The organism is Nonomuraea sp. NPDC049269, from assembly GCF_043197155.1.
Taxonomy (GTDB): domain Bacteria; phylum Actinomycetota; class Actinomycetes; order Streptosporangiales; family Streptosporangiaceae; genus Nonomuraea.
In genome coordinates this window covers 497,749-521,745 of record NZ_JBICSO010000008.1, presented here as the reverse complement: position 1 = coordinate 521,745, position 23,997 = coordinate 497,749, and the positions used below count along the sequence as shown (strand labels likewise).

Genomic DNA, 23,997 nt, shown 5'->3' with positions numbered 1-23,997 from the left:
CCTCGTAAGTCCCTCGAAACGCTCGGACAGGCCTGCAACCTAGTAAGTCCCGCGAAAGGCGCAGACAGACTCGCCACCTCGCAGACGCAAAACACGGACAGACCCGCAGGCCCCCTGCCACAGCCGCCCTATGGCACCACCTGCAAACGCCCGACTCCAGCCGCCCTATGGCGCCACCCCAGCCGCCCGACCCCAGCCGCCCTATGGCGCCAACTCAGCCGCCCGACCCCAGCATCCCTCGCAGGAACTCCCGTACGGCCTCCCGCAAATCGTCGAGAGAGGGCGCATCACCTGCCCCCGCGATGGAATCGAACATGATGCCCTCGCCGAACGCCACCAACTGCCGCCCATGCCGCACCGGATCCGGCGACCCGAGCGCGGCCAGGAACCCGACGACAGGATCGCGGAAGCGCCGCCCCGCCGCGTCGTAGATCTTGCGCAGCTCGGGCCGCCTGGTCGCCTCCAGCGCCAGCTCGTACCGGGCCAGAGTGCGCCTACGATCGGCAAGCTGAACGTGAAGCGCCTCAGCCACCAGCCCCGGCAAATCGGACTCCAGAATCGCTTCAGCCGCCGCCCCGTCATACGAACCGGGCTCCGCGAGCGAACCAGCCGCCGCGCCCGACGGACCAGACTCCCGGAACGCATCGGTCGGCCAGGCCGACGGACCAGACTCCGCAAGCGAACCAGCCGCCCCACCCGACGGACCAGACTCCCGGTACGCGTTGGACGGCCGGGCCGGAGTGGTTGATCCCTGGAACGCGTCGGACGGCCGGGCCGGAGCGTTCGAGCCCTGGAACGCGTCGGACGGCCGGGCCGGGGTGGTTGAGCCCTGGAACCGATAGACCGAAGCCAATGCCTGTTCTTCCAGGTCCGTGAGGCGGGAAAGCGTCAGTTCCAGGAGGGCCGCGCGGGTGCGGGCCAGGTTGGAGGTCGATCCGGGTGGGAGGTCGGCGGCCTCGTCGACGGCTCGATGGGTGAGCCCGCGCATGCCACGCTCCGCCAGCAGGGTGATTGCCGCGTCCGCGACGGTCTCAGAGCGCTTCACGAACGTCAAGACTACACCGGTAGTGCCATCGAACTACAGACGTAGTATGGTCAAACTACAGGCGTAGTTAGGGAGGCGGGCATGGCCAGAGCCGTAGTGATCGGTGGCGGCATCAGCGGGCTGACCGCGGGGATCGCGTTACGTCGCAAGGGCTGGGACATGATCGTGCTCGAACGCGCCCCCAAGCTGGAGCCGGTCGGGTCCGGCGTGGCGGTCGCCGCCAACGCGTTGAAGGCACTCGACGTGATCGGCCTGGGCGACCGCGTGCGCAAGCTGTCCAGGATCCAGGGTCAGGTGGGCGTACGACATCAGAACGGGCGCTGGCTGACGCACACCACCGAGGACAAGGCGCAGAAGCTGTACGGCGACTCGGTCGTCATCCTGCTCCGCGCCGACCTCGTGGATGTGCTCGTGGAGGGTCTGGGCCATGAGCACCTGCGTTTGAACACCGCCGTCACCGGCGTGGACGCCGACAGGGGCATCGTACGTACTGGAGACGGTGACATGGAGGCCGACCTGATCGTGGCCGCCGACGGCATCCACTCGGCGACGCGGGCCGCGCTGTTCCCCGAGCACCCCGGTCCCGTGTACTCGGGGGTCACCGCCTGGCGGGGGCTGGTGCCCGCGCTCGGCCGGGAGTTCCAGAGCACGGAGACGTGGGGCAAGGGCCTGTTGTTCGGGGCTCATCAGATGACGGACGAACTCGTCTACTACTACGCGACCGACCTGTCACCCGCCGGTGCCGTACACGCGGACGAGCGCGAGGAGTTGTTGCGCAGGTTCGGCGGCTGGCACGATCCGATCCCGGCGTTGATCCGCAGGTCGGACAACGCGCGGATCCTGCGCAACGACCTCTACTACTTCGACACCCCGCTGCCCGCCATGCACCGAGGCCGGGTGGCGCTCATCGGGGACGCGGCCCACCCCATGACCCCGAACCTCGGCCAGGGCGCCTGCCAGGCCATCGAGGACGCCATCATCCTCGCCCTCGCCGCCAACGGGGAACTCACGGTCGATGGCGAACTCCGGTCCCGAGGTGATCTCCACGCGGGTACGGCTTCCCTCGGTGGCCGCCTCCTGGGTGAGGATCGCGCAGGCGGGGACCGGTCAGATGGGGACGGCCTCGGCGGCCGCGCCAATACGGCTCCCGGCCTCCCCCACGGAAATCCGTCACGCGCGGACCTCCCAGCCAGGGACATCCCCTACGACCGCATCAACACGGGCCCGAACCTCACAGGCACGAGACCCGCCGGCGCAAACCTGTCAGGTGCCGACCTCCCGGACAGGGACAGCCTCGGCGACTGCATCAATGCGGATCCGGCCCTCCCAGGCGCGGGACTGTCTGGCAGGACTCTGGCTGGTGGGACCCCGGCAGATGGAGGTCCGGCTGCCGGGGGCCCAGCAGGTGCAGGTCCAGCGGCCGGCACTCCGGCAGATGGAGGTCCAGCAGCCGGAGGCCCAGCAGGTGCAGGTCCGGCGGCCGGCACTCCGGCAGATGGAGGTCCAGCAGCCGGAGGCCCAGCAGGTGCGGGTCCAGCGGCCGGGACTTCGGCAGATGGAGGTCCAGCAGCCGGGGGCCTGGCAGTCGGGGGTTCGGCAGGTGTGTGGCTGGCGGGTGGGCCCGTCGACGTGAGAGACCGGCTTGCTGCCTATACGGCTGCGCGGCTGGAGCGGACCGCAGGCGTGGTGCGCATGGCGATGACCCTCTGCAAGATGACCAAGCTGCGCAACCCGGTGGCCGTCGCACTCAGGAACGCGGGGGTGGCGGTGGCCTCGCGGCTCACACCAGATCTGATGTTGCGGTCAATGAACGAGATTCTCGGGTGGCGTCCACCGGCACAGGATGGGAGTGATCAGGGGACAACCGGCTGAGTGTGATCGTTCCGCCGATGGTCAGCATGGCCGCCAGCACAGCGGGGATCGCGGTGGAGGGGTTGGTGGGGAGAGGTTCGCCGAGGAGGATCGCGCCCGCGAGTACCGAGGTGATCGGGTCCATGACCTGCACGCCCGCGTACGCGACACCGAAGTAACCCACCGCGTACGAGCGTTGCAGCAGCACGACCGCGCAGACCAGCAACACGGGCACGGCGAGTGTGAACCAGTGCAACAGCCGGCCCCAGTCCCCCTGCATGCCACCCCCGACCGCCCGGACGAACGTCGACACGCTCGCGGTCACGGCGCCGGCTCCCACGGACAGGACGAGGGCCTTGCCGGGTCCGCGCAGTCTGTTGGCGATCAGTTCGGCGGCGAGGACGATCACGCCGATCACGCCGATGAACCCGATCGCGGCCCCGTCGCCGAGTTTCGGCGTCACGTTGTGCGTCGGGAGCAGCACCATGAGCCAGAGCAACCCGACGGCCACCGCGATGGAGCCTAGTATTTCCGCTTTGTACGGGCGGCGGCCGTACATCAGCGCGGCCAGCGGCACGGCGAACACCAGAGTGGCCACGCTGATCGGCTGTACGGCGACCAGCGGCGCGAGGCTCAGCGCCACGGCGTGCAGGCACGCGCCGGTGAAGCCGATGACGCCGCCGATCCACCAGCGAGGGCGCCTCACCAGTCTGAGGGAGGCGCCCTCCGCCACGGCTTCGAACTGTTGCAGCGCGGCACCGAACGCGTATCCGAGCGCCCCCGCCAGCGCGATCACGAGGCCGACCCAGGTCATCGTCGCCCACGCAGGGACATGGATCCTTCCAAGAGCATTGCACCAGCTTATGAGGGAAGCTAAGTGCTGCAATCATCCTTTAGGCCAAACATCCCTCTCATCACGGACGTACCTGCCGTACCGGCACGGTCTTCCGCAAGACAGGTCAGGACGGCTCAGGACAGACGCAGAACACGTGCCCCTCCGGATCCTGCAGCACGATCCACCCGACCTTCTCCTCCGTCACGCCGGGCTGGAACGCGGGCTTGGTGGCCCCCAGCGCAATGTACTGCTCCACAGCCCGCTCCACATCCGGCACCCGGAAGTCGAGATGGAACTGCTTGTCCGCGCTGGGCCACTCCACCGGCTTGCGGTCGGGGACGCGGCCGAAGTAGATGTTCGTCGTGCCGTCGCCCACCGCGGCGTACTCGTCCTCCGAGTACTGGATGTCCAGCCCGGTCACCTGGTGCCAGAACTCGGCCATCCTCTTGGGCTCCGCGCAGTCGATGGTGACGGCCAGGAGCTTCGCGTTCGTTGTCATGGTTCGAGGGTGACAGGCATACCTGCCACCCTCTGTCAGGTACGGCTAGCCGCGACGTGTGGCAGATGTCACCCGCTTGAGGATCCTGTCCCACTCCGTGCCGAACGGGTTGTCCTGCACCAGATAGGTCCAGGTCGCGGTGGGGCGCTTGAGGTCGGGCTCCGGCGCCTCGAACGACTCCATCGAGCGGCGTTCGACCTCCGTCAGCAGCGCCTTGTACTCCGCCACGGCCTCCCGGTGGAACTCGTCGATCGGGCTCATCCGGCCGAGCGCCCGCAGGTGGATGCCTTCGCGCAGGTCGGTCAGGAACGCCAGGTGCTCGGTCCAGCAGCGGTCGATCGCGTGCAGCACGATCTGCCTGGCCGTCTCGTCGCGGGTGTCCTCCGGCAGCGCCGCCCAGCGTTCGGGGTCGGCCTCGGCCAGCGCCTTGGCCGCCGAGTCGCTGTGCAGGACCTTGTCGCGCCACTCCAGGATGAGCTCGCGCTGGTGCTCCAGCAGGCGGGTGTAGCGCCAGGTGTTGCGGTGGATCTCCAGGTTCACGCCCTCGGCGACCCGCTGGGCGTGGCCCACGAGGTAGGCGCCGCGGCGGTGACGTACCAGGCCGTCGGCGTCGGCCGCGGGCGGCCGCTCGTCGGGGACGAACTGGGTGATGAGGTCATCCTGCATGCTGACGAAGAACACCGAACCGCCGGGATCGCCCTGACGGCCCGCCCGCCCGCGCAACTGGTCGTCGAGGCGGCTGCTCGCGTGGCGGCCCGAGCCGATCACGTACAGGCCGCCCAGTTCGGCGACGCCCTCGCCGAGGCGGATGTCGGTGCCGCGTCCCGCCATCTGCGTGGAGACGGTGATGGCGTCGCGCTCGCCGGCCTTGGCGATGATCGCGGCCTCTTCCGCGTCGTTCTTGGCGTTGAGTACGACGGGCTCCATGCCGCGCCGCTGCAGGAGCTTGGCCAGGTTCTCCGACTCGGCCACGTCGAGCGTGCCGATGAGGATGGGCCGGCCGGTGGCGTGCGCCTCCTGGATCTCCTCGACCAGCGCCGCGTCCTTGTCCGGAACGGTCGGATAGATACGGTCCGGCGCGTCCTGCCGGACACACGGCCGGTTGGGCGGGATCACCGCGACCTTGAGCCCGTAGAACTCGCCGAGCTGCTCGCTGACCGCGACCGCCGTGCCGGTCATGCCGGAAATCTGCGGATAACGCTTGATCAGGCCCTGAACGGTGATCGAGTCGAGGATCTCGCCCTTCTCGCTGGGCGGCAGCGTCTCCTTGGCCTCCACGGCCGCCTGCAGGCCGTCGGGCCAGCGCTGGAGTACGGCCACCCGGCCGCGCGACGGGTTGATCAGCTGGACCTTGCCGTCACGCACGATGTAGTCGACGTCGCGGGTGAGCAGGGCGTGGGCGTGCAGGGCCAGGTTCAGCTCGATCAGCGTGCCGGGCTCGTTCTCGTCGTACAGCTCGACGTCCAGCATGCCCTCGACGCTGTCGGCGCCCTTGGTCGTCAGGTAGACGTTGCGCGCCTGGTCGTCGATCTCGTAGTGATAGCCCCGGATCAGCTGCCTGACCAGCGCCGCCATCTCGGGCACCGCGCTGCCCTCGTCGGCCGCCCCCGCCATGACCAGCGGCACCCGTGCCTCGTCCACGAGCACCGAGTCGGCCTCGTCGACCAGCGCCACCTCGGGCGCGGGCACGATGATCTCCGCCGCGTCGGTACGCAGCCGGTCGCGCAGCACGTCGAAGCCCATCTCGCTGACAGGTCCGTACGTGACGTCCTTCGCATAGGCCGCGCGCCGCTCGTCGGGTGTGGAGTTCTGGTCGATCCAGCCCACCGTGACACCCATCGCCTCGTAGAACGGCGCCATCCACTCGGCGTCGCGCCTGGCCAGGTAGTCGTTGACGGACATCACGTGCACCCGCTTGCCCTGCAGCGCGTACCCGGCCGCGGCCATCGCCCCCGACAGCGTCTTGCCCTCACCGGTCGCCATCTCGGCGATCTGCCCGTCGAGGAGGGCGAGCGTGCCCAGAAGCTGCACGTCGTACGGCCTGAGCCCGAGCGTCCTGTCGGCGGCCTCCCGCGCTACAGCACAGAACTCGGCCAGATCATCCATTTTCGGCTCGGGCAGCTCCTCAAGCGCGCCAATGCGTTCGGCCCGTCCGGCCGCCGCCTTGACGATCTTTTTGTACGGGCTGAGGTTCACCCCGCCCGGACGATCCAGGAGGTTTCTCACTATTCCGGAAATCGACGCCACAATCCCTCCAACGCATGCTTTGTCAGCGCCGTTCCCATTTAGTGTCAAGTGCGCTCAATCGGGGAGCGGAGCGACGGTACGGCAAGCATCGCCGTACCGGACCCTAACTCATAGGACGGCCGCAATCGCCACCCCGCTCCGCGACCGCTAATCCTTGCCGGTCATACGCCCTGCTTGTACGGCCAGCACCACCACGGCCGCCAGCAACAACGCGCACCCGCACCATGCCAGGGGCGCGAGACGCTCCCCGAACAACACCACCCCGAGCACCGCCGCGCCGACGGCTTCGCCGAGCGAGATGATCGAGACGGTCGTGGCGTTGAGCGCGGTCAGGGCTCGGAAGAACAGCGCGTAGGCGAGTGCGGTCGGCACCGCGCCGAGATAGATCAGCAGGGCGACAGGAGTCACCCCGGCTTCCGGCAGCACCCCGTCGGCCAAGGCGAACGGAGCGAGGCAGACGGCCGCGACGGCGAACCCGCCCATGGCCGTGCGCTGGGGGTCGTCGTGGTGGCGGCGCGAGTAGAGGGTCACGGCGGCGTACCCGGCCGCGGACACCAGAGCCAGCGCGATCCCGGCCGGCCGGGCGCCACCGACGTCCCCGTCCTCAGCGGAGACGGCGCTCTCGCCGGTGAGGAGGAACAGCCCGCCCAGCGCTGTGGCCAGCGCGGCGAGGGCGGCGCGGCCCAGGTGCTCCCGCAGGAGGAACCGGCTCCCCAGAGCGGTGAACACCGGCGTGGCGCCCATCGTGACCACCGTGGCGATGGCCACACCGGACTGCGCGATCGCGCCGAAGTAGGCGGTCTGATAGACGGCCATCCCGACACCGACGACCAGGACCCGCCGGTTGACCCGACCCGCCAGAGAACCCCGCCCCCTGCGGACCCGGCCCAGCGGAGAACGCCGCCCCCCGCCGACCCGGCCCGGCAGAGAAGGCCGACGCCGTCCCCCGCCGACATCGCTCGGCAGTGAACCCCGACGCTGTCCTGCGGCGACCCGGCCCGGCAGAAACCCCCGACCCCGTCTCACGACGACACCACCAAAGAGAAGGCTCCGACGCCACCACCCCGATCGGACGACATCCGATGTGAGGCCGTCAGGAGTTGCTGTGGGCCGGATGGTGGTGGACGTGAGAGGGACAGCGGCCGACCTCAGGCGGGTGGCTGCTGCCGCCCGGCGGGTGGTGGTCGACGTCGTGCGGGTGGCGGCCGACACAGGGCGGACCGTGGCCGACGCAGGGCCGGTCGTGGCAGACCCGGGACGGACGGTGGACGTCGGGTGGGTGAGCACCGACCTCAGGCAGGCGGCGGCGTACAAAAAGACAGCGCCCAGCAGGTAGCGCCAGAACGAGACGTCGACGGGATTGAGCCCGCCCGACTGGAAGAGCAGGGACCCGGCGGCGCCGCCGGTGCCCCAGGCGGTCGCGGCGACGGACACGTAGAAGGTGCCCCGCCGCGCGGAGACGTGCGACATGACTGATCTCTCCGGATGGAGTGGTGGGAAAGGGCCCGGTAGGCGGGCAGCAGCCACTCCCAGACCTGGTCAGATCCGGAAAAATCGGGAAAAGCCGCCCGCTACTCGGCGGGCGGAGGGGAACAGATCAGTCGACGCGGCACGACGACCACCCTAGCGCCGACAAACCACCAAATTCACCCACGTTTCCAGCGCAAGGAACTCAGGCGGCTTTGCGCGCCACGCCGCCCAGCAGCAGCTCTTCCCAGGTGGCCAACGGCCCAGGCAACCGCTCGTCAGGCCGCCACTCCGGAAAGTGCACCACCCCGGGCTCCTCCAGCACCAGCCCGTCGAAGAAGCGCTCGATCTCCGCCCGCGGCCGGAAGTACCCCGTCCCCATCGTCACGTGCAGCATGGCCTCCAGCGCCTGCGCCTGCGGGCTCACCGAGGCCAGCATGTTGGACGCCGCCAGGTAACTCCCGGGCGGCAGCGCGGCCATGTAGCGCTTGACCAGCCCGTGCGGGTCTTCCTTGTCGGAGAACAGGTGCAGCAGCCCGATCGCCATCAGCCCGACGGGCTGCGAGAAGTCGATGAGCCGCGCCACCCTCGGATGCCGCAGCACCGCCTCCGCGTCCCTGGCGTCCTCGGTGATCGCCATCGCGTGCTCGTTCCCGTTCAGGATCGCCCGGGCGTGCGGCTCGACCATGGGATCGCAGTCGACGTACACCACCCGTACGTTCGGGTCGGCGAACTGGGCGACCTCGTGGGTGTTCTCGATCGTCGGCAGCCCGGCGCCCAGGTCGATGATCTGCCGGATCCCGGCCTCGCGGACCAGGAAGTCGACGACCCGGCCGATGAAGGCCCGGTTGCACCAGACGAGGTTCACCACTTCGGGCACGGCCTCTTTCAGGCGGCGGGCGATGGCCCGGTCCACGGCGAAGTTCTCGGTGCCGCCCAGGAGCGCGTCGTGCACGCGGGCGACACTCGCCGTGGTGCTGTCCACGCCGGGAGGCGCCCACTCGGACCCGAGACTCACCTGTCCCCCTTCTTCTGTGACGCGGATGTTATCCGCTACCTGGCCATTCCGAAACCTCAGACCAGCACCGCCGGCTGCCGCCGGGGAGTCATCAGGCGCTTGAGCGCGGGCGCCAGCGGGCGTTCGACGAAACGGTGCACCGCGTACGCCGCCGCGCACATCACCGCGATGAGCCCGAAGAGCAGAACGTACTTGTCGACCGCCCCGCCGATCCGCTCGAACACGATGAAACCGACGTGCGCGTGCAGCAGATACAGCGGGTACGTGAGCGCGCCCGCGGTCGCCAGCCACGGCATGGCCAGCGGCGCCGTCACCCGGAGCGCGACCAGCGTCATGACCCCGAAGAGCGCCATGACCACCAGGGCGATGACCACGGGGTTGTACTCGACCGCATAGCGCTCCCCCACCGCCGTCGCGTAGCCGATGGCGCGGTAGACGGCGTTGCCCAGGCAGAGCGGCACCAGCACCAGCATCTGCTTGCTGGGCCCGAACCTGTAGAGCAGGAACAGCGCCATCCCCGCGATGAAGTAGTGGGCGAACTCCGACTGCACCACCAGGTCGATCATCGGCGGCAGCACCCCCGCCTCGACCGCGAGCGTCAGCCCCAGCCACGCCCACAGCCCCGCCAGCACCCTCCCCTGGGTCATCCCGATCCAGGCGAACACCAGAATGAGCAGGTAGAACCGCATCTCCGCCCACAGCGTCCAGTAGACGACGTCGACGTTCGCCACGTCCGGCACCGCCTGGAACATCGTGAGGTTGGCCAGCACCTGCCCGAAAGAGACGGAGAAGACCCCGGCCCCCAGCGTCACCGTGACCAGCGTGGTGACGGCGATGCCCACCCAGTACGCCGGATAGAGCCGGATCGCCCTCGACACCGCGAACTCGCGCGGGCTCCTGCCCCACGCGCTCATCAGCACCACGAATCCGCTGATCATGAAGAACAGGTCCACACCCAGGTAGCCGTACTTGGACCAGACGCTCTCGGCCTGGAAGGCGACCGGACTGTGACCACCGGCCCACCCAGAGAACGTGTAGTGAAAGAACACCACGCAGAGCGCCGCCAGCAACCGGAGCCCGTCGAGTTCATACAGCCTGTTCCGCATGGATCTGTCCTCCTTTGTTATGAGGAGGGTGACCCAGCCGACTTGACGCCCCATTGAAGGCCGCTATACGAGAGCGCGGTGTTTAGCGGAAACAGAGCGGGTAGCGGGATGCCTGCCCGAGAAAGACGAAAGACCGAGAGAGGATGAGCGATGGAGCTCTGGAACTATCAGCCTGACGTCTACGACCGCGGACAGACCCTGGACCTCGTGGGTTACCACGTCCAGGCGACGGACGGGAAGATCGGGTCCGTCGATGAGGCCACGTACGAGGTCGGCGAGAGCTACATCATCGTCGACACCGGACCGTGGATCTTCGGCAAGAAGGTCATGCTCCCCGCGAAGGTCGTCACACGTATCGACCCGCAGGAGCGCAACGTCCACGTCTCGCGTACCAAGGCCGAGATCAAGGACGCGCCCGAGTTCGACGAGGGCAAGTTCAAGGAGCCCGAGTACAGGACGCGGCTGGGTGACTACTACGGCCGCTTCCCGCACTAAGCTCCCCGCACGAATCGAGAGCCGCGCCCCGACCGGGGCGCGGCTCTCGGCGTACGGAGCGGGGATCAGGGCCAGTGCGGGTCGCCGTCGGCCCGCACCGGTGCTTCCAGTACGGCCAGGCGTTCGAGCAGCGTGAGGAACGTGGTCGCGTACGGCGATCCGGCCACCACGGCGGCCACCCGGGGCCAGTTGACCTGCTCGCGCAGGGCCCGCACCTGGGGCAGCAGCGCTCCGTAGTCGCAGGCGTGCTCCGACAGCGGCAGCAGCCAGGAGATCACCAGGTCGGTCGCCTCCAGCACCGGCACGATGACCGCCGAGGCCGTCATCGGCTCGGCCCGGTCGAGCAGTTCGTCAGTGATCGACTGGTCGGACACCCGGAAGATCAGATCGACCAGCCGGTCCTCGTCGTACGCCTTGACCAGCCAGTCCTCGGGCGGTTTGGCGGTCGTGAAGCCGATCCCCCGCAGGGCCTCCAGCGCGGCCGGCACGTCGTGCTCGGTCAGCACGAAGTCGACGTCGTGCAACGAGGGAGCCGCGCCTCGCGCGTAGGCGGCGCACCCGCCCGCCAGGGCGAACTTCACCCCGGCGTCCTTCATTCCCGAGCTCGCGCGCTTGAGTGTGTCGAGGATGGCATCGGTGACCGCATGACTATGGCTGCCCATGTGCTCCGGCTACCCGCACGATCGCCGAGTAGACCCTGAGGCCGGGAGTAGAGCCGGAGGCGGAGGGCGGCAGGCACGTTAAAGGCCGATCGGTGAGGGCAGAGGCGGCTCATGGCTACTTTGCTCTGGATCATCGCCGTAATACTCGTCATCTCCGGGATCTACGTGATCCTGGCCCGGCGCGACCTCCTCTGGGGAATCGTCCTCATCGTTCTCGGCTTCCTGGTGGGTCCCGGCGGGGTCAGCATCTTCAATGTGTAAGGGGCTCGACGCCCCGATCACCGTCCACTCCACTGGGCCGGTCTCCGAGTTCGGCCCAGTGGACCTTCTAGTTTTTGCTGAAATATCGCAACGTATGCACCTCTTTCCCGTCCTCTGGTAGGGAATGGGAAGGATGTGAGCAATTACCCGCCGTTCGGCGGCCGCTACGACTGTGGCGCGGCGGCCGCCGGGATTCGCGAACTGCTGACGCGGCTGCGTCGCCGAATGCGTAACGAGGCGATCGTCGACGAGGCAACGGCCCGGCTGGCGACGCGGCTGAACATCAGGCCCGCGGAAGCGGCCGACCAGCTCTCCCGCATGGCCCAGGACAGTGGGCTCGCGCTGGTCGAGATCGCCAGGGGGATCGACAAGCCGCCCGATCGGCCGGCCGAGCCGCCGGTGCTGCCCGACTGGGTCACCGGGGTCCTGGAAACCGTGCACATCTCGGCCTGTTTCCTCACGCCCGTCCGCGACGCCACGGGCCGCGTCGTGGACTTCCTGATCGCGGCGGCCAACCAGCACGCCGGCGACGTGGCCGGGCGGACGGCCGCGGAGCTGCGCGGGCGCCGGCTCATCGAGACCAGCCCCGGCGCGGCCGGCTCGGGGCTGTTCGACGACTTCCTGAACGTCTTCGAGACCGGTGAGACGCTGTATCGGGGCTCGCTCGAGTTCGTCGAGGTGCGGCACCGCCAGCTCTGGCCGGCCACGATGAGCGTCCGCGCGGTGCGCATCGAGGGCGGGCTGCTGGTCACCTGGTGCGCGCTCGACGACGAGGAAGTGCTGGTCGCCGGCTGGGAGCGGGCGCAACGGCTGGCCGAGCTGGGCTGGGGCGAGTGGAACCTGGCCACCCAGCAGACGCTGTGGACGCCGCAGATGTACGAGATGTTCGGCAGGGAGCGCGGCGAAGGGCCGATGCCCCTTGAGGACCTGCCTCTCGTGGTGGTGCCGGACGACCTGCCCGTCGTGGACGACCAGTTGCGCACGCTCCTGGAGCACAGCGAGGCGGTCGAGACCGAGTTCCGCATCCAGCACCGGCACGGGCTGCGGCACCTCAGCGTGGTCAGTGAGCCGGTGCTCGACACCGAGGGGCTGCCCGTCAAGGTGCGCTTCCTCGTCCAGGACGTGACCAAGAACCGCCGCCGGGAGCGGGCCCTGGCCGTGGCCCACGCGCAGGCCTCCCTGCAGCGGGAGCGGGCCGAGGAGGAGCACCGCATCGCCGTGCAGCTCCAGAACACGATCCTGCCGGTACGCCGGGGACTGATGCAGCTGCCCGGCCTGTCCATCGGGGTGCGCTATCTGCCCAGCGAGGAGCTGGCCCGGCTGGGCGGCGACTGGTTCAAGGCCCGTTCCATCCCCAACGGCAGGGTACTGCTGGGCATCGGCGACGCCATGGGCCACGGGCTGGCCGCGGCGAGCCTCATGCTGCAGATGCGCTCGGCACTGGTCGGCCTGGCCTACACGCAGGCGCCCGCCAACCAGCTCACCACCTGGCTGAACGACCTGCTCGTCCACTCCAACAACGGCGTGACCGTGACCGGCACCGCGATCATCGGCCACTTCGACCCCGCGGACCGCACGCTGACCTGGACGAACGCCGGCCATCCGCCGCCGCTCCTGATCAGGCACGGCCAGGCCGAACTGCTCGAAGGAGTGCCCGGCACCATGCTGGGCGCCTTCGAGAAAGCCGAGTACGGCCTGGCGACGACGCAACTGGAAGCCGACGACGTCCTGGTGCTCTACACCGACGGCGTCATCGAACGGCGTGGCCAGGATCTCGACGCCGGGATCGCCGCCCTGACCCAGGCCGCGGGCCAGTGCGGCTGCGCCGATCCGGAGAAGGTGATCGACTGCGTGCTGGCACACCTGGACGGGCGGGGAACCGACGACGACGTCTGCATCGCCGCCGCCCGGGTCCTGTAGCCGATCAGTCGCAGTCGTCGATGCAGTAGACGCCGTAGGCTCTGCCGAGCACCGGCAGGGCCACGTTGCGCACCCTGATCCCGCCCGGCGTCATGCCCTTCTCGGTGCCCTTGTGCGCGTGCCCGTGCAGGAACAGGTCGGCCCCGGCGGTGTCGACCGCCTCGGCCAGCAGGTAGCTGCCGAGAAACGGGTAGATCTCGGGCGGCTCACCCTCCAGCGTCTCCTTGATCGGCGAGTAGTGCGACAGCACCACGCGGTGGTCGGCCTGGACCTCCTTCAGCGCCACCTTCCACGCCTCGGCGATGTAGCGGGTGTGCGCCACGAAGTTCTTGATCTCCCGCTCGCCGAACTCACTCGCGCTCTTGCCCGCGAACCCGCCGCCGAAGCCCTTGCCGCCGACCACGCCCAGCTTCGTCTCGCCGCACTGGAGCACGGCGCCGTCGTCGTCGAGCACGGTGACCCCGGCGTCGCGCAACTCCCCGGCGATCTCGTACTGCAGGTCGGAGTGGTAGTCATGGTTGCCGAGCACGGCCACGACGGTCACGGGCAGGTCCCGGAACTCGTCGGCCACCACCCGGCCCTCCTCCAGCGTGCCGTGGCGGGTCAGGTCGCCCGCCAGCATCAGCACGTCGGCGCGCTCCTCGATGCCCTCCAGGTGCTTCCGGTACCAGCCCTTCAGGTCCTCGCCCAGGTGGATGTCGCCTACTGCCGCTATGCGGAGGTCAGTCAAGGTGCTCATCCTCTCCGGGCTCGGTGATGTCGACGACCCTGATCTCGTTGTGCAGGTGCAGGGCCGGCGCGGTCTCATGGGCCACCGCCCCGAGCCGCTCACGCTGTTCGGCCCCCTCCACCTGGCCGCGCAGGAACAGCTGATCGCCTCTGATGTCGACGCGGATGCCGAGCTCGTGCGTGCGCGCGTCCTCCGCCAGCGCTCGCTGGACCCGGGCCGCGACGTACTGCGGAGCTTCCATCGCAGATTCCTCCTTCTCCGAGGCCGCTACCCGCGGCGTTAAGTGGCAAACGGCGGGGGCAGGTGAGCGGCATGCCAGAGAACAACAACGACGATTGGGAAGAGAGCCAGGACGAGCGATCCCACGCGATGGTTCCCGCGACACCGCGCGACGTGGCGCACATCAGGGTGGGCTCCTTCCTGCTGATGTTCCTGTTCGCGTTCGCGGTGCTCGGCGTCATCGCCAGGGCCCCGGTGATGACCGGCATCGCCGTCGTGGCGGCGATCGCCGTGGTCATCGACATGGTGCTGGCCGTCCGGCGACAGCATCGCGGTACTTCAGGAGAGGCGGGTTGACCTTCATGGCGCCACAGAGTGCCGAGAATCTCATGACCAAGACGGACATCACCGACGACCTGCGCGGACGCGTGGTCGTGGTGACGGGCGCGAGCGGCGGGGTGGGGCGCGCGGTGGTACGCGAGCTCGGCGCGAAGGGCGCCAAGGTCGCGCTGATCGCCCGCGGGACGACCGGCCTGGGCGCCGCGGCCGTGGACGTCGGCGCCGCCGGCGGGAGCGGGCAGGTCTATGAGGCGGACGTGGCCGACTATGACCAGCTACGGGAGGCGGCCGAACGCGTCGAGGCGGAGATCGGCCCGATCGACGTGTGGATCAACGTGGCGTTCTCCTCGGTGTTCGCCCGGTTCACCGACATCTCCCCTGCGGAGTTCGAACGGACGACCCAGGTCACCTACCTTGGCTACGTCTGGGGGACCAAGGTGGCCCTTGAGCTGATGCGTCCCCGCAACCGGGGCGTCATCGTACAGACCGGCTCGGCCCTGTCGTACCGGGCGATCCCCCTGCAGTCCGCGTACTGCGGGGCCAAGCACGCGATCAAGGGCTTCTCCGAGTCGGTACGCGTCGAGCTGATGGCGGAGCACAGCAACATCAAGATCACCATGGTGCAACTGCCCGCGGTGAACACACCCCAGTTCGACTGGGTGCTCAGCAAGCTGCGCCGCCACCCGCAGCCGGTGCCGCCGATCTACCAGCCCGAGGTGGCGGCCCACGGCATCGTGTACGCCGCCGAGCACCCGGAACGCAAGGAGTACTGGGTCGGCGTCACGACCGCGGCCACCCTGCTCGCGCAGCGGATCGCGCCCGCCCTGGTGGACCGCTATCTGGCGCGGACCGGCGTGGACTCCCAGCAGACGGACGAGAAGCCGCGCAGCGGTGTGGCCAACCTCTGGGAACCCGCGGACGAAGACCTTGACTACGGCGCGCACGGCGGCTTCGACGAACGCTCGAAGGCCCGCAGCCCGCAGCTCTGGATGTCACAGCACCGGCGCATGGTGCTGTTCGGCCTGGCCGCCGCCGCGACGGCGACCGGCCTCGCGGCCTTCCGCCGGGCCAGAACCTGAGGAAGCCCCGGGCCGGGCAGCGTTAAGCACCCCAGAAGGGGTAGGCGGCGGGGCAACTACGAGGAGGACCTGATGTCCGAACGCGATCTGCGTTTCCTGTCCGAACTCGCCGCCCAGCTACGTGTGGACTCCGTACGCAGCTCGGCCGCCGCCGGGTCCGGCCACCCGACCTCGTCGATGTCGGCGGCCGACCTGATGGCCGTCCTGTTCGCCTGCCACCTGCGCTATGACTTCAAGGCTCCGGACAACCCCGGCAACGACCACCTGATCTTCTCCAAGGGTCACGCCTCGCCGCTGCTCTACTCGCTGTACAAGGCCGCGGGCGCGATCAGCGACGAGGAGCTGCTGTCGTTCAGGAAGCGGGGCAGCCGGCTGGAGGGCCATCCGACGCCCGACTTGCCGTGGGTGGACGTGGCCACGGGCTCGCTCGGCCAAGGGCTGCCCGTCGGGGTGGGAGTGGCGACGGCCGGTCGGCTGGAGCGCCTGCCGTACCGGGTGTGGGTGCTCTGCGGTGACAGCGAGCTGGCCGAGGGATCCATCTGGGAAGCCGCCGAGCACGCGGGGACCGAGGGGCTGGCGAACCTGACACTGATCGTGGACGTCAACCGGCTGGGCCAGCGCGGCCCGACCAGGCACGGCTGGGACACCGGCGCGTATGCCCGCAGGTTCGGCGCGTTCGGCTGGCACACGATCGAGATCGACGGCCACGATCCAGGGCAGATCGACTTCGCCCTGAACGACGCCTGCAACACGCGCCGGCGGCCGACCGCGATCCTCGCCAAGACCCGCAAGGGCGAGGGCGTCCTGGAGGTGGAGAACCGCGAGGGCGCCCACGGCAAGCCGCTCAAGGACCCGGACAAGGCCATCAGCGAGCTGGGCGGCGTGCGGGACCTGCGGGTCGAGGTGCTCCCGCCCGAGCCCACCGGCGAGCCGTACCGCTTCCACGACGGCGAACTGACGCTGCCCGCGTACAAGGCCGGCGACAAGGTGGCCACCCGGACCGGGTTCGGCGCGGCGCTCCTCGCCGTGGGCGCGGCCCGCGGCGAGGTGGTCGTGGTCGACGGCGAGGTGGCCGACTCCACCAAGGCCGGGGAGTTCGCCAAGGAGTTCCCTGAGCGCTTCGTCGAGTGCTACATCGCCGAGCAGCAGCTGGTCGCGATGGCGGTCGGCCTGCAGGTGCGGGACTGGATCCCCTACGCCGCCACGTTCGCGGCCTTCCTCACCAGGGCGTACGACTTCATCAGGATGGCCGGGGTGAGCCGGGCGTCGATCAGGCTGGTCGGCTCGCACGCCGGCGTGTCGATCGGCGAGGACGGCCCCTCGCAGATGGGGCTGGAGGACCTCGCCATGATGCGCACGGTGTACGGCAGCACCGTGCTCTACCCCTGTGACGCCAACCAGACCGCCGCGCTGACCGCCGCGATGGCCGACATCTCCGGGGTGTCGTACCTGCGCACCACCCGTGGCGACACACCGGTGATCTACCAGCCGGGCGAGCGCTTCCCCGTGGGCGGCTCGTGTGTGCTGCGGCAGTCGGCGGAGGACCGGGCCACGATCGTGGCGGCCGGGGTGACCGTGCACGAGGCGCTGGCCGCGGCCGACGAGCTGGGCCGGGAGGGCATCCAGGTGGGCGTGCTCGACATGTACTCGATCAAGCCGATCGACACGGCCACGCTGACCGAGGCGGCCACCACCACGGGCACCCTCATCACGGTGGAGGACCACCGGCCGGAGGGCGGGCTGGGCGACGCCGTGCTCGACGCCGTCGGCGAGCTCGGGCCGCGCGTGGTGAAGCTGGCCGTCCGGGACCTGCCCGGATCGGCGACACCGGAGGAACAGCTGGCAGACGCCCGCATAGACCGCCACGCGATAGCCGAGGCGGTCAAGCGGGTGCTGTGAGGGGTCGGGGTCAGCCGCGGGCCTTGGCGGTGGCCCGCCGGTTGGCCTTCTTGATGGCGTCCACGAGCTCCTGCTTGGTCATCCTGGACCGGCCCCGCACGTCGAGCTTGGCGGCCACGCCCATCAGGTGCTCCTTGCTCGCGTTCGCGTTGACGCCCTCGGCCGTCCGGCCGGACCGGTCCGTGGCGCCCTTGTCGGACGGCCCCTTCTTCGACTTCGGCTCCCAGTGGTCGCCGACCTTCTCGAAGGTGTGCTTCAACGCGGAGAAGGCCGTCATATGAGCGCGGCGGCCCTCCCCGTACGTCTGGACGGCGGAGTCATGCGCCTTCATCCACGTGTCCCGCGCCTTCTTCGGTGAGCGGCGGATGGTCGACGGCAGCTCCTCGCCGGCTGGCATGTCGATCACCTCCTACGACTGTGTCGTTATGGGGGTCGGTTACGGGGGTGCGTCTACAGAGGCGGCTCGTCGTAGCGGCGGCCGCGCTCCTCGTACACCGTGGTCCGGCGAGCCTCAGGCTCCTCGTAGACCTCGTGACGGTGAACCGGCTCGTCGATCGGGGCCACGGCCCTGCGGGTCATGCTGATCCGGTAGATCCCGAACAGCAGCCCCGCCACACCCCCGAGCATGAGGATGACGCCGACCACGTTGATGTCGAGTCCGGCGAGATCGAATTCGACGGCCCAGGTCAGGATCGCGCCGAGCATGATGAGGATGATGCTTCCGGCGATGGTCATAATTACCTCCTTGACAAGATGAACCTCTATCCCCAGGTCGGAAAACAAACCAGTCGGCTCGGCCAGGCTGATGGACCCCGCCACGATGGCCATGAGTCGCCTGCTCAGCGTCACGCCGCCGAATTGAGTTTGCCGTGGCTGATCAGGGTTGATAGTCAGGGGGAATGTTCGCTGACAAGCCCACCCTCCAGGGCGACCGAGTGACGCTGCGCCCGGTCGGCCCCGAATACGCAGACGACCTGTTCGAGCTGGTCACCGACCCCGAAGTGCGGCGGCTGACCGGCTCGCACGGTGAGTTCGACCGGGAGGCCAGCCGCCACTGGTACGCGACGAGGAGTCAGCACGCCGACCGCCTCGATCTGGCGATCATCGCGAACGGCGGGTTCGTGGGCGAGATCGTGCTCAACGAGCTCGACGAGGGCAATCGCGCGTGCAGCATGCGCATCGCGCTGATCGGCGCGCGCGCGTTCGGCAAGGGCTACGGCACGGAGGCCATCGACCTGCTGCTCCGCCACGCCTTCACCACTACGCGGCTGCACCGGATCAGCCTGGAGGTCTTCGCCTTCAACGACCGTGCCAGGCACGTCTACAAGAAGGCCGGATTCGTCGAGGAGGGCGTGCAGCGCGACGCGCTGCTCTGGGACGGCGAGTGGCACGACGCCATCACCATGTCGGTGCTGCGGCCGGAGTGGCGGCCACGACACGGAAGCCTGACATAATGATCATGACGCACGGGTCCTCCGTGGCGCGCGGGGGACCTGTGACGTCTTGCAACCAAATCACGATTTCGTGCATCTAAGCAGCAGTGACGATGCGCTTGGTGCCCGGTGACCCCGAGAGACTTGGCGGCTACTGGCTGGCCGGGCGGCTCGGCGCGGGCGGCCGCGGCGTGGTCTACGACGCCTACAACGACGAAGGCCGCCGGTTCGCGATCAAGGTGCCGCGCGGTGAGGTCACCAGGCAGCTCGCCGAGGCCGTCGGCCTGGTGAAGCCGCGCTATCTGGCCCGGGTGGTCGGCGTCGGGCTCGACAGCGAGAGCCCGTACATCGTCAGTGAGTTCGCCGACGGGCCCGATCTGCGGCAGGCGGTGGCCGTTCATGGGCCGTACGCGGGCGACGAGCTGCGCGCGCTGGCGACCGCGCTGGCGACCGCGCTCAGCACCTTGCACGAGGCGGGCATCGCGCACCGCGACCTGAAGCCCGAGAACGTCCTGCTGGCCCCGGACGGGCCGCGAGTGATCGACTACGGCATGGCGGCCGGTGGCCCGTTCGGTGGGCGGCGCACCTACCTGGCGCCCGAGGTGCTCACCGGGCAGCGGGCCGGGGCGGCGGCCGACGTGTTCGCCTGGGGCGCGGTCGTGCTCTACGCGGCCACCGGCCGCGACCCGTTCCAGGGCGAGAGCCTCGGCGGGATCATGCACCGGCTGCTGACCGTCGACCCGGACCTGGGCGATCTGCCGCCGCCGCTGCGCGACCTGGCCGGACGCGCCCTGGCCAAGAACCCGGCCGACCGTCCTTCCGCCGCGGAGCTGCTGGTCGGCGGCTCTACTGAGCTGCGCCCGCCCAGCGGGATGACCGGGCCGCGCTCGCTGGGCGAGGTGGCCGAGGAGGCGTACGCCTCACTCACCCCGGCACAGCAGGGCGAGCTGCCCGGCCTGCTGCTGCGCCTGCTCGACGGCGAGGAGGTCAAGGACAACGGCGACGAAGGCGGCGTGCTGACCCGCCTGGTGGCCGCCGGCCTGCTGGTACGGCTCAGCGTCCGGGTCGAGCCCACCACGACCGAGGTGGGCAAGCTGGTGGCGATCAGTGACGACCGGGTCGCCCCGGCCAGCGCCGCGCTCTTCCGCGCCTGGCCACGACTGCGCGCCTGGGCGGCCAAGGACTCGGCGGCCCGGAAGCACGCAGGCGGCTCCCCCGCCCGACGACCGGACGGCTCCCCCACCCGGCGATCAGACGGCTCCCCCGCCCAGCGACCGGACCTCGCGCCGGTCCGCGCCGTACAGAAGAATCCCGCCGTCGCTTCCCGCGAAGACGGCGAGCCCAGCCCCGACCTCACCTCGATGTACATCATCCACCGCGCCATGCTGGCCGACCTGCGGCGGCTCACCGAACTGCTGGCCCGGCCCGCCGAGCTCAACGAGGCCAGGAGCAGGGCGGTGCGCCGCTACGCGGCCTCGCTGCTGACCGAGGTCGACCACCACCACACCGACGAGGCCGACCTCCTGTGGCCGGTCATCGAGCGCGCCGCGGGCCAGGCCGTCGACCTGACCCCCTACACCGACGGCCACCAGGCGCTCGGCCCGCTGCTGGACCGCTGCCGCGCCGCGCTGACCGGCGACCTGGACACGCTCGGCCGGGAGCTGGGCGAGCTGCTGGGATTCCTCGACGAGCACATCGCCGAGGAGGAGTCCGAGCTGTTCCCGATCGTCTTGCGGTTCGTCCCGTTCGACGCTTTTGCGCGGGTGGAGAAGCAGGTCGCCAAGCGGGCCACGCTGCGCGAGCTGACCTTCATCGCGCCATGGCTGCTCCGCCACGCCACGCCGGAGGAGGCCACGCGGCTGCTCAAGGGGGCGGGCCGGCCGCTGCGCCTGGTGGCGGCCGCCACCAGGCCGGGCTACACCCGGCGCGAGCGCCAGATCTTCGGCTAGCCACCCCCTACTCTCGAAGATCGCTGAGCCGACCGATCAGCGCGGTACGCGAGGTGATGCCGAGCTTGGTGTAGATGTGGCTCAGGTGGTACTCGACGGTCTTGACGCTGAGCACCAGCTTCCGCGCGGCCTGCCGGTTCGTCAGCCCGCGGCTGATCAGCACCGCCACGGTGTGCTCCTGCGGGGTCAGCCCGAGCCGCGCCGTGTCCCGCGCGCGCGGCGCCGACCGGCCGCTCGCGGCCAGCTCCAGACCGCACTGCTCCAGGTACGGCAGCGCGCCCAGCCTGGAGAGCGTGACCTGGGCCGCCTCCAGTTGCTCGGCCGCGGCGGCCCGGCGCCCCCTGCGCCGCAGGAACGTACCGTAGGCGAGCTGGATCCTGGCCTCCTCGAACGGCATGTCGAGCTTGGCCGAGTGTTCGAGCGCGGTCTGGAACGCGGACTCGGCCTCGGCCGAAGCGTGCCTGGCGGCCTGCAGCGCGGCCCTGGCACGGGCGGTGGCGGCCAGCGCGCTGCGCCGCTCCTGGTCCATCGCCTGCCGCTCCCACCGCCCGAGCACGTTCTCGGCCTCGTCCGGGTCGCCGGCGTTGACCAGCGCGTCGGCCAGGAGCCCCGGCCAGAACGCCATCGCCGGTTCGCAGGGCAGGTGCGTCCTGGTCAGCGGGGTGAGCGCGGCGATCACCGCTTCGTGGTCGCCGCGGGCCGTGGCGGCCAGGCCGTCGGCGCTGGCCGTACTGACCTGGGCGATGAGGTTGTCCGGGTGGCCGGCGGCCCGGGCGGCGCGTACGTGGGCGGTGGCGCGGTCCCACTCGCCGCGGGCGGCGGGCACCAGCGCGGCCACGGCGTGCGCGTAGGCGGCCAGCCAGAGCTGGCCGAAGTCATCGGCGGCCAGCGCGCCGGACTCGGCGTGCAGGACAGCCTCGTCCCACCGCCCGAGCCGGTAGTCCACCTGGGCCAGCGCGGTCTCCACCAGCAGCTGGAAGGCCGCGGAGCGGCCGTTGCCCACGGCCAGCGCGCCGGCCAGGTCCTCGTGCGCGCCTGAGAGATCATCGCTCCACAGGCGCAGCATGCCCCGGCCGAGCAGCGCGTCGAGCTCGCCGGAGTCGCTCTGCGCGGCGGCGGGCAGATTGCCGGAGCGCGCCAGCCCCTCCTCCACGCGACCGGCCAGTCCCAGCCCGACGAGCTCGGCGAACCGCACCAGGTCGCCGTCGGCCTGCTCGGCCCAGCGCACCGCGTCGGCGCCGCGCCCGCCCGCGAGCGCGGCCATGGCCTGCCGGCCGGCGATCCCGGCCGCCAGGCCGCACTGCCGCTTGGCGTGCGGCCAGGCGGTGTCGAGGTGCCTGCCCGCCTCGTCGAGCCGCCCGTTGACCAGCGCCACGGACCCGAGCGCGTAGTCGCGCACCCCGGGATCGGCCGCGGGCGCCACCTGCGCGGCCAGCTCGGCCGCCTCACCCGGCCGGCCGGCCGCGACCAGCGCCTCCACGGCCTCCGCGATGAGCCGGTCCCGCTCGCTCCCCTCCTGGGTGAGCTGTACGGCCCGCGCCAGGCAGCCGCAGGCGTTCGACCAGAGCCCGGCCGCGGCCTGGCTGCGCCCGATCTCGGCCACCTCGCCCACCAGCGCGTCGTCCACCCGGTCGGCGGCCGAGAGCCGGTGGTGCAGCCGGTGCACCACGTCGGCGACGAGGTCAGCGGCCAGCAGGTGCAGCCGGCGCCGGGTGGCCGGGCCGAGATCGTCGTAGATGGCGGCCCTGACCAGCGGATTGGGGAAGCCGAGCGACACCCCGGCGCCGGTGCGCCACTCGACGAGCAGGCCGACGGCGACCGCCTGTTCGAGGGCGGGGAGCGGCTCGTCCAGCTCGGCCATCCGGGCCACCAGGTGCAGCGGGGCCGAGGTGCCGAGCACGGCGGCCGCGGTGACCAGCCGCTGGGCCGGCTTGCCGCACTCGGCCAGCCGGCCGCGTACCAGGGCGGTGTAGGAACGGGGTGCGGGCAGCGGGGCGTCCACGTCGGCCAGGGTCTCCGGGCGTACCTGCTGGAGCAGCGCGCGGACGTGCAGCGGTACGCCCTTGGTGTGCCGGTGCAGCCGCTCGGCCGCCTGGGGCGTCAGGCGCACCGGGCCGAGCCGCCCGCTCAGCGCCTGCACCTCTCGCACGCTCAGCCCGCCGAGCGGCAGGCGGAGCGCGGAGCCGCCGCGCAGCAGCCGGCGCAGACCGTCGGGCAGCCGGGGATGGTCGCTCTCCCTGACGATGACGATGGCGAGCACCCGGTCGTTACGCAGCCTGCGCAGCGCGAACGTCAGCGCCTGCAGCGACAGCAGGTCCGCCCAGCCGCCACCGTCGACCACCATGACGACCGGGGCCACGCGCTGGAGCTGCCGGAGCAGGTCGAGCAGCGCCGTGCCGACCACCAGCGGGTCGGGGTGCTCAGGCTCGCCCATGGACGGCAACTGGGCCAGCGGCTCCGGTACGGGCTGCGCCTGGGCACCGAGCTGGCCCAGCACGCCGTACGGCAGTTCGGCCTCGCTCTCCTCTCCACTCACATCCAGCACCAGCGCTCTTTCGACGTTGGCGAGGAACTCGTGCACCAGCGCGGTCTTGCCTATCCCCGCAGGTCCCTCCACCACCACCAGGCCGGACCGGCTCTCGAAGGCGCGGCCGAGCTGGGCGTGGAGCACCGCCAGCTCTCGGCCTCGGCCGACGAACTGCTCGTCGCGGGAGCGCTCTGGTCCGGTGAGTACGGCGCGGGCTGTCATGGACTCACCCCCAGACCAACTCATGGTGAGCCTTAGGCCGCCAAGCGTCTAGTCACTGTTTGGCCTGAGTCGCCCGATTCGATCCCTAGGGAAGAGCCCCGGGGTTATCCCCAGGGCGTTCCCGGATGTCCGACGTGACCACCGTTCATAGCGTCCAACGAGGACGAATGCCGCCAAAGACGTCGGGAGATGAC

At 70.2% G+C, this 23,997-nt stretch carries 23 protein-coding genes; 10 read left to right on the top strand and 13 right to left on the bottom strand.

Translation table 11 applies throughout. The features are described 5' to 3' along the window. Window positions 1–214: 214 nt before the first annotated feature. Window positions 215–1,045 (bottom strand): TetR/AcrR family transcriptional regulator, encoded by an 831-nt coding sequence (locus ACGFNP_RS41915; protein ID WP_393328345.1) that lies wholly within the window; start codon window positions 1,043–1,045, stop codon window positions 215–217. Window positions 1,046–1,126: 81 nt separating this feature from the next. Here ACGFNP_RS41915 and ACGFNP_RS41910 point away from each other — a divergent pair, with 81 nt between their 5' ends. After that, window positions 1,127–2,917 (top strand): FAD-dependent monooxygenase, encoded by a 1,791-nt coding sequence (locus ACGFNP_RS41910; RefSeq protein WP_393328342.1) that lies wholly within the window; start codon window positions 1,127–1,129, stop codon window positions 2,915–2,917. Here ACGFNP_RS41910 and ACGFNP_RS41905 read toward each other — a convergent pair. The 4 genes from ACGFNP_RS41905 to ACGFNP_RS41890 form a co-directional block, all read right to left on the bottom strand. Next, the gene (locus ACGFNP_RS41905; RefSeq protein WP_358322863.1) at window positions 2,826–3,710 is read right to left on the bottom strand and encodes a hypothetical protein; all 885 of its coding nucleotides are present in this window, start codon (window positions 3,708–3,710) and stop codon (window positions 2,826–2,828) included. The two genes, ACGFNP_RS41910 and ACGFNP_RS41905, sit on opposite strands and share 92 nt — an antisense overlap. 145 nt (window positions 3,711–3,855) lie before the next feature. Then, window positions 3,856–4,230 (bottom strand): VOC family protein, encoded by a 375-nt coding sequence (locus ACGFNP_RS41900; protein WP_358322866.1) that lies wholly within the window; start codon window positions 4,228–4,230, stop codon window positions 3,856–3,858. Between the two features lie 45 nt (window positions 4,231–4,275). Then, the gene (gene secA2, locus ACGFNP_RS41895) at window positions 4,276–6,456 is read right to left on the bottom strand and encodes an accessory Sec system translocase SecA2 (RefSeq protein ID WP_358322869.1); all 2,181 of its coding nucleotides are present in this window, start codon (window positions 6,454–6,456) and stop codon (window positions 4,276–4,278) included. Between the two features lie 168 nt (window positions 6,457–6,624). Beyond that, window positions 6,625–7,503, bottom strand: coding sequence for a DMT family transporter (locus tag ACGFNP_RS41890; RefSeq protein ID WP_393328338.1), 879 nt, complete (start codon window positions 7,501–7,503; stop codon window positions 6,625–6,627). Between the two features lie 100 nt (window positions 7,504–7,603). Between ACGFNP_RS41890 and ACGFNP_RS41885 the strand changes: the two genes are divergently transcribed. Beyond that, complete coding sequence (locus ACGFNP_RS41885) at window positions 7,604–7,813, top strand: hypothetical protein (RefSeq protein ID WP_358323612.1); 210 nt, start codon at window positions 7,604–7,606, stop codon at window positions 7,811–7,813. 336 nt (window positions 7,814–8,149) lie between these two features. Here the strand turns inward: ACGFNP_RS41885 and ACGFNP_RS41880 are convergent, their stop codons facing one another. Beyond that, window positions 8,150–8,962 carry an SAM-dependent methyltransferase gene (locus ACGFNP_RS41880; protein ID WP_358322872.1) on the bottom strand — a complete coding sequence of 271 codons (813 nt, stop codon included), beginning with the start codon at window positions 8,960–8,962 and terminating at the stop codon, window positions 8,150–8,152. A gap of 56 nt (window positions 8,963–9,018) precedes the next feature. Next, window positions 9,019–10,068 (bottom strand): acyltransferase family protein, encoded by a 1,050-nt coding sequence (locus ACGFNP_RS41875; protein ID WP_393328334.1) that lies wholly within the window; start codon window positions 10,066–10,068, stop codon window positions 9,019–9,021. Window positions 10,069–10,218: 150 nt separating this feature from the next. On the opposite strand from ACGFNP_RS41875, the gene ACGFNP_RS41870 reads away from it, so the two are divergent. After that, on the top strand, window positions 10,219–10,563 hold the full coding sequence (locus tag ACGFNP_RS41870) for a PRC-barrel domain containing protein (RefSeq protein ID WP_358322878.1): 345 nt from the start codon (window positions 10,219–10,221) through the stop codon (window positions 10,561–10,563). Between the two features lie 65 nt (window positions 10,564–10,628). Here the strand turns inward: ACGFNP_RS41870 and ACGFNP_RS41865 are convergent, their stop codons facing one another. Further along, complete coding sequence (locus ACGFNP_RS41865) at window positions 10,629–11,225, bottom strand: nucleotidyltransferase (protein WP_358322881.1); 597 nt, start codon at window positions 11,223–11,225, stop codon at window positions 10,629–10,631. A gap of 111 nt (window positions 11,226–11,336) precedes the next feature. Between ACGFNP_RS41865 and ACGFNP_RS41860 the strand changes: the two genes are divergently transcribed. Together ACGFNP_RS41860 and ACGFNP_RS41855 are read left to right on the top strand one after the other, a co-directional pair. Beyond that, window positions 11,337–11,486 carry a GPGG-motif small membrane protein gene (locus ACGFNP_RS41860; protein WP_165959640.1) on the top strand — a complete coding sequence of 50 codons (150 nt, stop codon included), beginning with the start codon at window positions 11,337–11,339 and terminating at the stop codon, window positions 11,484–11,486. A 135-nt stretch (window positions 11,487–11,621) separates the two neighbouring features. Further along, a complete protein-coding gene (locus ACGFNP_RS41855) occupies window positions 11,622–13,406 on the top strand; it encodes a SpoIIE family protein phosphatase (RefSeq protein ID WP_393328330.1) in 1,785 nt (594 codons plus the stop codon). Window positions 13,407–13,410: 4 nt separating this feature from the next. On the opposite strand, the gene ACGFNP_RS41850 is transcribed toward ACGFNP_RS41855, so the two are convergent. Together ACGFNP_RS41850 and ACGFNP_RS41845 are read right to left on the bottom strand one after the other, a co-directional pair. Next, the gene (locus tag ACGFNP_RS41850; RefSeq protein ID WP_358322887.1) at window positions 13,411–14,136 is read right to left on the bottom strand and encodes a metallophosphoesterase; all 726 of its coding nucleotides are present in this window, start codon (window positions 14,134–14,136) and stop codon (window positions 13,411–13,413) included. Then, window positions 14,129–14,377, bottom strand: coding sequence for a BON domain-containing protein (locus ACGFNP_RS41845; protein WP_219530226.1), 249 nt, complete (start codon window positions 14,375–14,377; stop codon window positions 14,129–14,131). The genes ACGFNP_RS41850 and ACGFNP_RS41845 overlap by 8 nt, the downstream gene beginning before the upstream one ends. 71 nt (window positions 14,378–14,448) lie before the next feature. Here ACGFNP_RS41845 and ACGFNP_RS41840 point away from each other — a divergent pair, with 71 nt between their 5' ends. The 3 genes from ACGFNP_RS41840 to ACGFNP_RS41830 all read left to right on the top strand — a co-directional run bounded on the left by ACGFNP_RS41840 (window position 14,449) and on the right by ACGFNP_RS41830 (window position 17,672). After that, a complete protein-coding gene (locus tag ACGFNP_RS41840; protein ID WP_358322890.1) occupies window positions 14,449–14,712 on the top strand; it encodes a hypothetical protein in 264 nt (87 codons plus the stop codon). A 32-nt stretch (window positions 14,713–14,744) separates the two neighbouring features. After that, on the top strand, window positions 14,745–15,773 hold the full coding sequence (locus tag ACGFNP_RS41835; RefSeq protein ID WP_358322893.1) for an SDR family oxidoreductase: 1,029 nt from the start codon (window positions 14,745–14,747) through the stop codon (window positions 15,771–15,773). A gap of 72 nt (window positions 15,774–15,845) precedes the next feature. Then, entirely contained in the window at window positions 15,846–17,672 is a 1,827-nt protein-coding gene (locus tag ACGFNP_RS41830; protein WP_358322896.1) for a transketolase, read from the top strand. Between the two features lie 10 nt (window positions 17,673–17,682). On the opposite strand, the gene ACGFNP_RS41825 is transcribed toward ACGFNP_RS41830, so the two are convergent. After that, a complete protein-coding gene (locus tag ACGFNP_RS41825; protein WP_358323574.1) occupies window positions 17,683–18,069 on the bottom strand; it encodes a ChaB family protein in 387 nt (128 codons plus the stop codon). A 53-nt stretch (window positions 18,070–18,122) separates the two neighbouring features. Continuing rightward, a complete protein-coding gene (locus ACGFNP_RS41820; protein ID WP_358322899.1) occupies window positions 18,123–18,407 on the bottom strand; it encodes a hypothetical protein in 285 nt (94 codons plus the stop codon). 164 nt (window positions 18,408–18,571) lie between these two features. On the opposite strand from ACGFNP_RS41820, the gene ACGFNP_RS41815 reads away from it, so the two are divergent. Together ACGFNP_RS41815 and ACGFNP_RS41810 are read left to right on the top strand one after the other, a co-directional pair. Next, the gene (locus tag ACGFNP_RS41815; protein ID WP_358322902.1) at window positions 18,572–19,126 is read left to right on the top strand and encodes a GNAT family protein; all 555 of its coding nucleotides are present in this window, start codon (window positions 18,572–18,574) and stop codon (window positions 19,124–19,126) included. A gap of 92 nt (window positions 19,127–19,218) precedes the next feature. Further along, window positions 19,219–21,054 carry a hemerythrin domain-containing protein gene (locus ACGFNP_RS41810; RefSeq protein ID WP_393328719.1) on the top strand — a complete coding sequence of 612 codons (1,836 nt, stop codon included), beginning with the start codon at window positions 19,219–19,221 and terminating at the stop codon, window positions 21,052–21,054. A 7-nt stretch (window positions 21,055–21,061) separates the two neighbouring features. Here ACGFNP_RS41810 and ACGFNP_RS41805 read toward each other — a convergent pair whose 3' ends face one another. After that, complete coding sequence (locus ACGFNP_RS41805; RefSeq protein WP_358322905.1) at window positions 21,062–23,803, bottom strand: AAA family ATPase; 2,742 nt, start codon at window positions 23,801–23,803, stop codon at window positions 21,062–21,064. Window positions 23,804–23,997: the final 194 nt, after the last annotated feature.